Below are 12,080 nucleotides of genomic sequence, written 5' to 3'. Positions count from 1 at the left end.
GGGCCATGAACGGCCCCGACTGAATCATGGACGCCACCGGGCGCCCGCCCGCCTTATTCCGGCCAGGACATTCCCATGTTCCGCTTCGCCCATTTCTTCATCGACCGGCCGATCTTCGCCACCGTGCTTTCGGTGCTGCTGACGATCGCCGGCGCCATCGCGCAGCGCTCGCTGCCGATCGCCGAATATCCCGAAATCGCGCCGCCCACGGTCTCGATCACCGCAACCTATCCCGGCGCCTCGGCCGAGACGGTCGCCGCGACGGTGGCGACGCCGATCGAGCAGGAGGTGAACGGCGTCGACGACATGCTCTACATCACCTCGCAGTCGACCGGCGACGGGCGGGTGACGATCAACGTCGTCTTCAAGGGCGGCACCGACATCGACCAGGCGCAGGTTCTGGTCCAGAACCGCGTCTCGCAGGCCGAGGCGCGCCTGCCGCAGGATGTGCGCGCGCTCGGTATCCAGGTCCGCAAGGCCTCGCCCGACTTCCTGATGGTCATCAACATGATCTCGCCGGACGGGTCGCGCGACGCGCAGTACATCTCCAACTACGCCTCACTCTATGTGAAGGACGTGCTGACCCGCGTCGACGGCGTCGGCGACGTGCAGGTCTTCGGCGCGCGCGACTTCTCGATGCGGATCTGGCTCGATCCGGCCAAGGTCGCGGCACGCAATCTGACCGGCGCCGACGTCGTTGCAGCCCTCAGGGCGGCGAACGTCCAGGTGGCGGCCGGCGCGCTCAACCAGCCGCCGGCGAAGTCGGACGAAGCCTTCCAGCTCTCGGTCAACACGCTCGGCCGCCTGACCGACGTCTCCGAATTCGAAAGCATCGTCGTCCGCTCGGACGCAGACGGCGGCACGATCCGCATCCGCGATATCGCCCGCGTCGAGCTGGGATCGCAGGACTACACCACCAACGCCTATCTCGATAACAAGAACACCGTCGCCATCGGCGTCTTCCAGCGGCCGGGCTCGAACGCGCTCGCGACCTCGGACAAGCTGATCGGGACGATGGCCGAGATGGCCAAGCAGTTCCCCGTCGGCCTCGAGCACCGCATCATCTACAACCCGACCGAGTTCATCGGCGAATCCGTCGACGCGGTCGTGCGCACGCTGCTCGAAGCGATCGTACTCGTCGTGATCGTGGTGATCCTGTTCCTGCAGACCTGGCGCGCCGCGATCATCCCGATCGTCGCGATCCCGGTCTCGCTGGTCGGCACCTTCCTGGTGATGAGCGCGGTCGGCATCTCCTTCAACACGATCTCGCTCCTGGCGCTGGTTCTCGCCATCGGCATCGTCGTCGATGACGCGATCGTCGTGGTGGAGAATGTCGAGCGCTATCTCGCCGAGGGCATGTCGCCCAAGGAAGCGGCCCACAAGACCATGGACGAGGTCGGCGGCGCGCTGCTCGCGATCGCGCTTGTGCTTTGCGCGGTGTTCATCCCGACCGCCTTCATCAGCGGCCTGCAGGGCACGTTCTACCAGCAGTTCGCGGTGACGATCGCAGCCTCGACGGCGATCTCCTGCTTCGTCTCGCTGACGCTGTCGCCGGCGATGTCGGCGGTGCTGCTCAAGGCGCACAAGAAGCATGACCCGAACGAACAGCACGGCTTCTTCTACAAGCTGGGCGCGCCGGTCCGCGGTTTCTTCCACTATTTCAACGCCGGATTCGACTGGCTGTCGCGGACTTACGGACGCATCACCTCGCGGCTCATCCGCATCGCGGTGATCCTGCTGATCGTCTATTCCGGCCTGATCGCCGCGACCGTCTACGACATCCGCAAGACGCCGACCGGCCTCGTGCCGCAGCTCGACCGCGGCTATTTCATCGCCGTCATCCAGCTACCGCCCGGCTCCTCGCTGGAGCGTACGGACGCCGTGCTGCGCAAGGCCAACGAGATCCTGCTGTCTCGCCCCGGCGTGGCGCATACCGTGGCCTTCGCCGGCCTCGACGGCGCGACCTTCACCATCGCGCCGAATACTGGCGTCGCCTTCGTCACGCTGTCGCCGTTCAAGGACCGCGAGAAGCTGGGGCTGACGACGCAGGGCATCTTCGCCGATCTCCGGCAGCAGATGTTCGGCATCTCGGAAGCCTTCACCCTGCTGATCGAGCCGCCGGCCATCCCGGGCATCGGCACCGGCGGCGGTCTCAAGGGCTATGTGCAGGATCGTGGCGGGCGCGGGCTCGCGGCGCTCGAAGGCGCGGCCTGGATCGTCGCGGGCTCGGCCGGGCAGGTCCCGGGCATCCAGCAGCCCTTCACGCTGTTCTCGACCAAGACGCCACAGATCTATGCCGATATCGACCGCACCAAGGCGGAGATGCTCGGCGTGCCGGTGACGCGCATCTTCGAGACGCTGTCGATCTATATGGGCTCGGCCTATATCAACGACTTCAACCTGCTGGGCCGGACCTATCGCGTGACGGCGCAGGCGGACAACCCCTTCCGCCTGACCACGCGCGACGTCGCCAATCTCAAGACCCGCAACGCGGATGGCGAGATGGTGCCGATCGGCTCGGTCGCGTCGTTCCACGACACGACCGGTGCCTATCGCGTGCCGCGCTACAACCTCTATCCGGCGGCGGAAGTGCAGCTCTCGATGGCGCATGGCTTCTCGACCGGACAGGGCATCGCGGCGGTCGAGAAGATCGCGGCGGAGCGGCTGCCGGCCGGGTTCGGCTTCGAGTGGACCGAGATCGCGCTGCAGGAGAAGCTCGCGGGCAATACGGCGGCCGTCGCCTTCGGCCTCGCGGTGGTCTTCGTCTTCCTGCTGCTGGCGGCGCTCTACGAGAGCTGGCTCCTGCCGCTCTCGGTCATCCTGATCGTGCCGATGTGTATCCTGGCCGCGATGTTCGGGGTGAACTATGCCGGGCTCGACCGCAACATCCTGGTCGATATCGGCCTGGTGGTGCTCGTCGGCCTCGCCGCGAAGAACGCGATCCTGATCGTCGAGTTCGCCAAGCAGGCGGAGGACGAGGGTATGAACCGCCGCGACGCGGCGATCGCAGCCGCCAAGACCCGTCTGCGGCCGATCCTGATGACCTCGATGGCGTTCATCCTCGGCGTGCTGCCGCTGACGGTCTCGGTCGGCGCCGGCGCGGAGATGCGCCAGGCGATGGGCATCGCGGTGTTCTCCGGCATGCTCGGCGTGACCTTCTTCGGCCTGATCTTCACGCCGGTGTTCTACGTGATGGTGCGCTGGCTGGCGGATCTGCGCGGGACGAAGCGCAAGGCCGCGGCACAGGCGTCCGGAGCGCATTGAGGCCGCAGCGCTCTCGATCCGGGAGCGTTGCGCCCTTCCCCGGAGGGCTTGGGACAGCCAATATGAAAAGGGGCCGCAGCGATGCGGCCCCTTTTCGTTCGCCGATCATCGGCAGGCGGTTCGAGCCTTGCCCGGCAGGCTCAGACCAGACGCCGCGCCAAAGCACGGCAGAGCGGCGCAAGGCCGGCAGCGATCAGCGTGCCGATCACTCTGGCTCCCAAATCCGGAATCGTCTCGCCGCGCGCCATCTGGACGACCGTCAGCAGGATCATCAGCGCGGCGATGAGGACAAGAATGCCGGCGAAGACCAGCAGGCAGGCATAGGCCATCGCGCGGCTGACGATCATCGCCATCTCCTTTGACGAGGCCACCAGCCTAACGGCCAGACATCGCTCATGCCATCCCGGGACGGGGCCGCTTCGCCACGTGTCCGGGATGACGAAGCGTTCTTGTAAAACAGTCGCGGGAGAACCGAATCCGGCTCAGCCCCACCAGCGCTCGGAGACGGCGAAGCGGCCGGCCGCCTGCTCGATCACCTCGCCGAGCGAGAACAGCGTCTCCTCGTCGAAGGGGCGGCCGATGAGCTGGAGGCCGAGCGGCAGGCCCTGCGCGTCGAGGCCGGCGGGCACGGCGATGCCGGGCAGACCCGCCATGTTCACCGTCACCGTGAAGACGTCGTTGAGATACATCTCGACCGGATCGGCCGAGCCCTTCTCGCCGATGCCGAAGGCGGCCGACGGCGTCGCCGGCGTCAGCACCGCATCGATGCCCTGGGCATAGACCGTCTCGAAATCGCGCTTGATTAGCGTGCGGATCTTCTGCGCGCGGACGTAATAGGCGTCGTAATAGCCGGCCGAGAGCACATAGGTGCCGATCATGATGCGGCGCTTGACCTCGGCGCCGAAGCCGGCGGCGCGGGTCTTCTCGTACATCTCGACGATGTCCTTGCCCTGCTCGCGCAAGCCGTAGCGGACGCCGTCATAGCGGGCGAGGTTCGAGGAGGCCTCGGCCGGGGCGACGATATAATAGGCCGGCAGGGCGTATTTCGTGTGCGGCAGCGAGATCTCGACGATCTCGGCGCCGGCCGCCTTGAGCCAGGCGATGCCCTGCTGCCAGAGCGCGTCGATCTCGGCGTTGAGGCCGTCGAGCCGGTATTCGCGGGGAATGCCGATCTTCATGCCCTTCACCGAGCGGCCGACGGCGGCCTCGTAATCCGGCACGGCCATGTCCACCGAGGTGGTGTCCTTCGGATCATGGCCGGACATCGAGCGCAGCATCACGGCGGCGTCGCGCACGGTCTTGGCGATCGGCCCGGCCTGGTCGAGCGAGGAGGCGAAAGCGACCGTGCCCCAGCGCGAGCAGCGGCCATAGGTCGGCTTGATGCCGACCGTGCCGGTGAAGGCGGCGGGCTGGCGGATCGAGCCGCCGGTATCGGTCGCGGTCGCGGCGAGGCAGAGATCGGCGGCGACGGCGGAAGCCGAACCGCCGGACGAGCCGCCCGGCACGAGATGGTTGCCCTCGACGGACCCGCCCTGCCCGGCGCCCACATTGGAGCCCTTGCGACGCCAGGGGTTCACGACATTGCCGAAAGCCGAGGTCTCGTTCGACGAGCCCATGGCGAATTCGTCGTTGTTGAGCTTCCCGAGCATCACGGCACCATCGCGCCAGAGCTGGCTCGTCACGGTCGATTCATAGGCCGGCACGAAATTGCCGAGGATCTTCGAGCAGGCGGTGGTGCGCACGCCGTTGGTCGCGAACAGGTCCTTGATGCCGAGCGGCAGGCCTTCGAGCGGGCCGGCCTCGCCCTTGGCGAGCTTCGCGTCAGAGGCTGCCGCCTGCTTCAGGGCGTGCTCGGGGGTTTCCAGCACATAGGCATTGAGAGCGCGGGCCTTCTCGACGGCGGCGATATGCGCCTCCGTGAGTTCGGTCGCGGAGAAGGTCTTGGCTTTCAGGCCGTCGCGGGCCTCGGTCAGCGTCAGGCGGGTGAGATCGGTCACGGTATCAATTCCGTTCTGCATGCGGATGGCGATCCCGGATGGCGTTTCGCGCCTCCGGGATGATCGAACGAGCGGCGAGCGGCCGCTTACTCGATCACCTTCGGCACCATGAAATAATCGTCCTCGGAGGCCGGCGCATTGGCGACGATCGCTTCGGCGATCTCGCCATCGGTGACCACGTCCTCGCGCTGCTTCATCGCCATCGGCGTCACCGAGGTCATCGGCTCGACGCCGTCGACATTGACCTCGTTGAGCTGCTCCACGAAGCCGAGGATGGCGTTGAGCTCGCCTTGCAGCTTGGGCAGATCGGCCTCCGGCACGGCGATGCGCGCGAGATGCGCGACGCGTTTGACGGTGGCGAGATCGACCGACATGGCGGAACTCCTGGATAGGGCGCGGATCGCGCGCCGGAAAACGGTTCGCCGCGCTATAGCAGATGGCAGCGCGTAAGTAAGTGCTGACTTACTTCACGGGTCATCCCGGACAAGCGCGCAGCCGCGCCGATCCGGGATCCATGCCGGAGCAGTTCCGACAAAGGTTCAGGCATGGATCCCGGGTCTCCCTTCGGTCGCCCGGGATGACGGCGGTGGGAGGTTCGTGCCCCGCTCTCAGATCGCGAAAGCCTCGCCCTTCTTCGGCAGCACGACCTCGATGCCGCTGCCCTGCATGCCGGCGACGAAGGCATCGGCGTTCTGGTCGATGATCGGGAAGGTGCCGTAATGGGCGGGGATCGCGACCTTCGGCTTGACGAAGCGGGTCATGGCGAGCGCGGCGACCTTGCCGCCCATGGTGAAACGGTCGCCGATCGGGCAGATGCAGGCCTCGACGCCGTGGATTTCGCTGAGCAGCGCCATGTCGGAGAAGATGTCGGTATCGCCCATGTGCCAGAGCGTCTTTTCGCCCTTGGCCTTGATGATCGCGCCATTGGCGTTGCCGACGGGGACGTTGACGCCGCCCTCGCCCATGCCGGCCGAATGGTCGGCGCGGACCAGCGTGACGCTGAACGGGCCGAGATCGACCATGCCGCCGGTGTTCATCGGGCTGAAGTTCTTCAGGCCCTGCGAGGCCAGATGCATGGCCAGATCATAATTGGTGATGACGGTAGCGCCAGTCTTGGCGGCGATGTCGAGCGTGTCGCCGACATGGTCGCCATGGCCGTGGGTGACGACGATATGGCTGATGCCCTTGGAGATCGCCGCGACATCGCCCTCGAAGGCCGGGTTCCCGGTGAAGAACGGATCGATCAGGATGGCGGCGCCGTCGATATCGACGCGGAAAGCGGAATGGCCGTACCAGGTGAGTTTCATGCGAAGGCTCCGGGCTTTCGATCAATCGAAATGCGTCGTCGGATATAGATCATTCCAATCGGGATTGGCACGTTCGATCAGGGCGATCTTCCAATCCCGCGACCAGTGTTTGACGCGCTTCTCTTGTGCGATGGCTTCTGCCGGATCGTCGTAGTGCTCTGCATAGACGAGGCGCGTCACACCATAACGGCATGCGAATTGTGACCCGCGACTATCGCGGTGCTCCTCGACGCGCCGAGAGAGGCGATTGGTCACGCCGACATAGAGCGTGCCGTTCTTCTGGCTTGCGAGAATGTAGAACCACATCCCGAACTATACGCGGGTCATCCCGGGCGGAGCGAAGCGCAGACCCGGGATCCATGCCGGAACCTGACAAGAAGAGGCTCCGCAGACAACCGTGAACGCTCAGGCATGGATCCCGGGTCGGCGCGGCTTCGCCGCTTGCCCGGGATGACCCGCGGGGGAGCGGTATCGACAAGCGGGAGCAGCCCGTGCAGGTTCGCGTGATGACCCCAGACGGAAATCGCCTCATGACCGACGCTGCCACGCTCGCCCGGCGGATCGCCCAGGGGCATGGCGACGAGCCGGCCGATCTTGTCATCAAGGGGGCGAAGCTCCTCGACCTCGTCACCGGCGCGCTGGTCGAGAGCGATATCACGATCTGCGGCGACACCATCGTCGGCACCTACGGCAGCTACGAAGGCAAGCGCGTCATCGATGCCAGGGGCCTGATCGCCGTGCCCGGCTTCATCGACACGCATCTGCACATCGAATCCTCGCTGGTGACGCCGCTCGAGTTCGAGCGCTGCGTGCTGCCGCATGGCGTCACCACCGCGATCTGCGATCCGCACGAGATCTCGAATGTGCTGGGCGTCGAGGGCATCCGCTATTTCCTCGCCTGCGCCGAGGCGATGCGGATGGACCTGCGGGTCAACCTGTCGAGCTGCGTGCCGGCGACGCATCTGGAGACGGCAGGCGCTGCGCTGGAAGCCGCCGACCTGACGCCGATGATGGATCATCCCAAGGTGATCGGACTCGCCGAGTTCATGAATTTCCCCGGCGTGATCCATCGCGATCCCGGCTGCCTCGCCAAGCTGGAGGCCTTCTCGCATCGCCATATCGACGGCCATGCGCCGCTGGTTCGCGGGATGGACCTCAACGCCTATCTCGCCGCGGGCATCCGCACCGACCACGAGACGACGACCGCCGACGAAGCCCGCGAAAAACTCGCCAAGGGCATGGCGATCCTGATCCGCGAGGGGTCGGTCTCGAAGGACCTGCATCAGCTTATCCCGCTGATCTCGCGCGATGCCTCGCCCTTCCTCGCCTTCTGCACCGATGACCGCAACCCGCTCGATATCGGCGAGGAAGGCCATCTCGACTACATGATCCGCACCGCCATCGCCGAGGGCGCGGATATACTGGCGACCTACCGCATCGCGTCGCTCTCGGCGGCGCGGCATTTCGGGCTATTCGATCGCGGCTTCATCGGGCCGGGCAAGCGCGCCGATATCGTGCTGGTCGAGGACCTTGCCGCCTGCTCGGTGAAGCAGGTTCTGACGGGAGGCCGGCTGGTCGAGGAGGCGCTGTTCGCGGACCGGGCGGTGATCGCGCCGGTCGGGCTCGGCAGCGTGAAGAGCCGCAGGCTCTCCCCTGCCGATTTCGCGGTGAAGGCCCGCGACGGCGAGACGCCGGTGATCGGCGTGGTGCCGGGGCGGATCATCACCGAGCGGCTGTCGATGGCCCTGCCCTCGCGCGATGGCGAGGCCCTGCCCGATCTGGCGCAGGACGCGATCAAGGTCACGGTGATCGAGCGGCACGGCAAGAACGGCGGCATCGCCGGCGGCTTCGTCCACGGCTTCGGCATGAAGCGCGGCGCCATCGCCTCGTCGGTTGGCCATGACAGCCATAATCTCTGCGTCGTCGGCGTCGACGAGGCCTCGATGGCGGCGGCGGCCAATCGCCTGATCGAGATCGGCGGCGGCTTTGCCGTGGCCGATGGCGGGCGGGTTACGGCGGAGCTGGCGCTGCCGGTCGCCGGGCTGATGAGCGAACAGCCCTTCGAGGCGGTGCGGCACGATCTGGAGCGCTTACGCGCCGCGGCGAAGGCGTTGGGCGTCGTGCTGGCCGAGCCCTTCCTGCAGGTCGCCTTCCTGACCCTGCCGGTGATCCCGCATCTCAAGATCACCGACAAGGGGCTGGTCGATGTCGATCGGTTTGATTTTTTGTGAGGCTACGGTAGCGGGCTATAGCGCCTTACCAATCGCCTAGCGCCTGAAATGCGTCGAAAGCGGCCGCCGCGCGGGTGGCGCAGCAGCTGCCCACAGTACGAGGATTTCGAGATTTGCGAGCGCGTCGGATCGGCTTGATCGCGATCACACTGCTAGGCGTTCCTTGGGCGTTGTTTGCGCTCGTAAACCGCCAAATACAGCGCGAGACACTGCCATCCAAATTCAAGCTCGGATGGTTTTATGCAGAGGGAAGCTGCGGCGGCTTTCGAGCGTATGCGTTCGGCCTGTCGGAGTGGTCGGCCAAAGAGATCACGCAACAGGGCATCGCATACTTCGCCGATATCGACGTGAGTGATCATGCAGCAGTCAGAAAGATGTACCACGGCGAGTGGAAGGCGACACCTCTCCCGTCATCGTTTTTTGGAGATGGGCTAGCCTCTATTTTGCATTGCGGCGAAAAGGGTTCGCTGCTTTGGCCAACGGGCGTGACGGAGGCGCTAAAGCGATCTGGAAGCTACTATCAACAGTCGGGGATGAGGGTTCTCTTTGTACTTCCCCAACCCGGTTTAGTTGTTGGAGTCTTGGACTAGGCGCACTGCCGTGATGCCCGCTAAGGGTCGCTTGCGGACTCTGGCGTTCGGCCAGCTCGCACCCTAAATCCGCTCCTCCAGCGCCGCCATGACCTTCTCGGCCACGAGCCCGGACACTCGCCCGTTCGACTCTACCGTATTGCCGGCGATATGCGGCGTCAGGATCAGGTTCGGCGCCCCGGCGAAGACCTTGGCGGCGTCCTTGCCGAGCGGCTCCTGCTCGTAGACGTCGATCGCGGCGCCGCCGAGCTTGCCGGCCTTGAGCGCCTTGACCAGAGCCGCCTCGTCCATGATGCCGCCGCGCGCCGTGTTGATCAGGATCGCGTCCGGCTTCATCCGGGCGAAGGCATTCTTGTCGATCATGCCGCGGGTTTCCGCGGTCAGCGGCACATGCAGGCTGATCACGTCGGCCTCGGCCAGCAACTCGTCGAATTCCAGCCGCCGCACGCCGCTCCAGGTGGGGTCGTCGATGGGCAGGCGCGGATGGTAGGCCGCGACCTCCATGCCGATGGCGCGGGCATGATGGGCGACGTCGCGGGCGATCGAGCCGAAGCCGACGAGGCCCATCAGCTTGCCGGCGATCTCGCGGCCGATCAGCTTGGTCTTGGGGAATTCGCCGGCGACCATCGCGGCATTGGCGAAATAGGCGCCGCGCAGCAGGGTCATCGTCGTGCCGATGACATATTCGACGACGGAGAGACTGTTGGCCCCGGTCGCGGGAAAGACGCGGATGCCGCGGGCGGCGCAGGCTTCCATGTCGAGATTGTCGAGGCCGACGCCGAGGCGGCCGATCACCTTGAGCCGCTTGGCGGCCGCCAGAACCTTGCCGCGGACCTGCGTCTGGTTGCGCACGATCACGGCCGGCACATCGGCGAAGAGCCGCGCCATCTCGTCGGGATCGGCATAGAGCTCGGGATCGTAATGGACCGAAAAGCGCGCCTTGAGATTGGCGACGGCGGCGTCGTCCATGAATTCGGTGATGACGATATCGGTCATGGCGCGGTGCTGACGAGGAAACGAAGGCGTTGATCGGGGCCGTAGAGCGGCGCGACGAAGGTCTCGATGAGCCGCCCGCCATTCTTCTCGATGATGCGGCGCGAGGCGTGGTTGGTCGCATCGCAGGTGATGGTGATGTCGGGCAGACCGGCCTCGCGTGCAACGCCCAGCATCGCGGCGAGCGCCGCGGTGGCGTAGCCGTGGCCTTCGAAGGCCGGCAGGATGGTGTAGCCGACATGCCCCAGCACATGCTCCGGCAGGGCCAGGATCGGGCGGCCGTCCTTCTCCTGCCAGCGCAGGTTGATCGAGCCGATGAAGGGCCGCTCCGGCCGATCCTCGGCGAAGATCCAGCGCGTCGGGCCGGGAATGCGATCGACCTCGCGGCCATCGGGCAGCTTGATGCGGCCGGGGCCGCCACGGGTTTCGGCGAGGAAGGTGTCGGGATCGGCAGCGATCGCAGCGAGCTGCTGGGGCGCGACATTGCGCGTCGTATTCGGCGACCAGCCGCCGCGCAAAGCCGCCTGATAGGCGTCGAGCAGGGGCTTGTCGGGAACTTGCAGCGAAATCCGCGCCGGCACGGGAGGCATCCTTCTCAAGCGGCCGCGCCGCTGACCAAGCCGGCGCATATAGCGCGGCAGCCGACAAGGCGCGATGACTTCCGCGCTACAGCGAGCGGAAACCCGCCATTCCTCGCATGCATCGCAACAGGTATCGCTCGCGAGACAGCCCGGCGCATGATACCGCCATGCCATGACCAGCGCCGTCGTCCCGCTCGAAGCCTTCGTCGATTTGCCCGCACATGCGCGCCTGCTCGGGCTCGACCTCGGCACCAAGACGATCGGCCTCGCCCTCTCCGACGTCGAACGGCAGATCGCATCGCCGCTGGAAACGATCCAGCGCGTGAAGTTCGGGCTCGATGCCGCGGCGCTCTTGAAGATCGCCGGGAAGCATCAGGTGGCCGGGCTGGTCATCGGCCTGCCGCTCAACATGGACGGCACCGAAGGTCCGCGCGTGCAGTCCACCCGCGCCTTCGTGCGCAATCTCGTGCCCCTCACCGACCTGCCGATCGTGTTCTGGGACGAGCGCATGTCGACGCTGGCGGTGACGCGTACGCTGCTCGACGCCGATGCCTCGCGCGCCAAGCGCGCCGCCGTCGTCGACAAGATGGCGGCCGCCTATATCCTGCAAGGTGCGCTCGACCGGCTGGGCCGGCTCGGCCCGCAGGACGCCGAAGACGACGGCCAATACGACTGAAGGCCGCCCCGCGCGATGGCGAAGCGGCCTTCCGTGAAAAGCCTGGTTGCCTGCCTCCGGCAGAGGCGACCTAGCGGAACAGCTGCCCGCGCTTGATCGCCCTCTTCTGCGCCTCGCGCTCGTTCTTGACCGCGCGCTTCTGCTCTTCGAGCGTCATGCCGGCCATCGGGTTCTGCTGGCGGCCATAGCCGCGGCCCCGGCCGTCGTCGCGGCCATAGCCACCGCCCGAGCCATAGCGGGATCCGCGATCCTCATAGCGCCGGGAATCGCGGCGATCGTAGTCACGGCGGTCGTAGCCGTCCCGGGAACGGCGCTCATAGCCGTTGCCCTGGCCGCCATAGTACTGGGCGACCGCCGGCTGGGCGGAAGCCCAGGCCACCACGACCAGGCCGAAGCCGGCCACCACTGCGCGTCCAAGCGATTTCATCGCGACGATATCCC

12 protein-coding genes are annotated in these 12,080 nt (G+C 66.3%); 4 read left to right on the top strand and 8 right to left on the bottom strand.

The window, feature by feature from the left end; genetic code table 11:
• The first annotated feature begins 75 nt into the window (after positions 1–75).
• On the top strand, positions 76–3,264 hold the full coding sequence (locus ACFJGT_RS08325; RefSeq protein ID WP_377847764.1) for an efflux RND transporter permease subunit: 3,189 nt from the start codon (positions 76–78) through the stop codon (positions 3,262–3,264).
• A 140-nt stretch (positions 3,265–3,404) separates the two neighbouring features.
• Here the strand turns inward: ACFJGT_RS08325 and ACFJGT_RS08320 are convergent, their stop codons facing one another.
• From ACFJGT_RS08320 to ACFJGT_RS08300, 5 genes are all read right to left on the bottom strand, one after another.
• The gene (locus ACFJGT_RS08320; RefSeq protein ID WP_377847762.1) at positions 3,405–3,611 is read right to left on the bottom strand and encodes a hypothetical protein; all 207 of its coding nucleotides are present in this window, start codon (positions 3,609–3,611) and stop codon (positions 3,405–3,407) included.
• A gap of 135 nt (positions 3,612–3,746) precedes the next feature.
• The gene (gatA, locus tag ACFJGT_RS08315; RefSeq protein ID WP_377848948.1) at positions 3,747–5,261 is read right to left on the bottom strand and encodes an Asp-tRNA(Asn)/Glu-tRNA(Gln) amidotransferase subunit GatA; all 1,515 of its coding nucleotides are present in this window, start codon (positions 5,259–5,261) and stop codon (positions 3,747–3,749) included.
• Positions 5,262–5,347: 86 nt separating this feature from the next.
• The gene (gene gatC, locus ACFJGT_RS08310; protein ID WP_377847760.1) at positions 5,348–5,635 is read right to left on the bottom strand and encodes an Asp-tRNA(Asn)/Glu-tRNA(Gln) amidotransferase subunit GatC; all 288 of its coding nucleotides are present in this window, start codon (positions 5,633–5,635) and stop codon (positions 5,348–5,350) included.
• A gap of 234 nt (positions 5,636–5,869) precedes the next feature.
• Positions 5,870–6,568 carry a metal-dependent hydrolase gene (locus ACFJGT_RS08305; RefSeq protein ID WP_377847758.1) on the bottom strand — a complete coding sequence of 233 codons (699 nt, stop codon included), beginning with the start codon at positions 6,566–6,568 and terminating at the stop codon, positions 5,870–5,872.
• A gap of 21 nt (positions 6,569–6,589) precedes the next feature.
• Complete coding sequence (locus ACFJGT_RS08300) at positions 6,590–6,874, bottom strand: GIY-YIG nuclease family protein (RefSeq protein WP_377847756.1); 285 nt, start codon at positions 6,872–6,874, stop codon at positions 6,590–6,592.
• Positions 6,875–7,098: 224 nt separating this feature from the next.
• Here ACFJGT_RS08300 and ade point away from each other — a divergent pair, with 224 nt between their 5' ends.
• Together ade and ACFJGT_RS08290 are read left to right on the top strand one after the other, a co-directional pair.
• The gene (gene ade, locus ACFJGT_RS08295) at positions 7,099–8,799 is read left to right on the top strand and encodes an adenine deaminase (protein ID WP_377847754.1); all 1,701 of its coding nucleotides are present in this window, start codon (positions 7,099–7,101) and stop codon (positions 8,797–8,799) included.
• Between the two features lie 134 nt (positions 8,800–8,933).
• Complete coding sequence (locus tag ACFJGT_RS08290) at positions 8,934–9,389, top strand: hypothetical protein (protein ID WP_377847752.1); 456 nt, start codon at positions 8,934–8,936, stop codon at positions 9,387–9,389.
• Positions 9,390–9,452: 63 nt separating this feature from the next.
• On the opposite strand, the gene ACFJGT_RS08285 is transcribed toward ACFJGT_RS08290, so the two are convergent.
• Both ACFJGT_RS08285 and ACFJGT_RS08280 read right to left on the bottom strand, forming a co-directional pair.
• Complete coding sequence (locus ACFJGT_RS08285) at positions 9,453–10,385, bottom strand: hydroxyacid dehydrogenase (RefSeq protein ID WP_377847750.1); 933 nt, start codon at positions 10,383–10,385, stop codon at positions 9,453–9,455.
• A complete protein-coding gene (locus tag ACFJGT_RS08280; protein WP_377847748.1) occupies positions 10,382–10,963 on the bottom strand; it encodes a GNAT family N-acetyltransferase in 582 nt (193 codons plus the stop codon). Before ACFJGT_RS08280 ends, ACFJGT_RS08285 begins: the two co-directional genes overlap by 4 nt.
• Before the next feature lie 172 nt (positions 10,964–11,135).
• Here ACFJGT_RS08280 and ruvX point away from each other — a divergent pair, with 172 nt between their 5' ends.
• Entirely contained in the window at positions 11,136–11,639 is a 504-nt protein-coding gene (gene ruvX / locus ACFJGT_RS08275; RefSeq protein ID WP_377847746.1) for a Holliday junction resolvase RuvX, read from the top strand.
• A gap of 70 nt (positions 11,640–11,709) precedes the next feature.
• On the opposite strand, the gene ACFJGT_RS08270 is transcribed toward ruvX, so the two are convergent.
• Positions 11,710–12,066: a hypothetical protein gene (locus ACFJGT_RS08270; protein WP_377847744.1), complete on the bottom strand. Its 357-nt coding sequence runs from the start codon at positions 12,064–12,066 to the stop codon at positions 11,710–11,712.
• Between the last annotated feature and the right edge of the window lie 14 nt (positions 12,067–12,080).

It is taken from the genome of Allobosea sp. UC22_33 (genome assembly GCF_042700715.1).
GTDB lineage: Bacteria > Pseudomonadota > Alphaproteobacteria > Rhizobiales > Beijerinckiaceae > Allobosea.
Note: the sequence above shows the minus strand (reverse complement) of the source record. Positions and strands in the feature narration are given on the sequence as shown.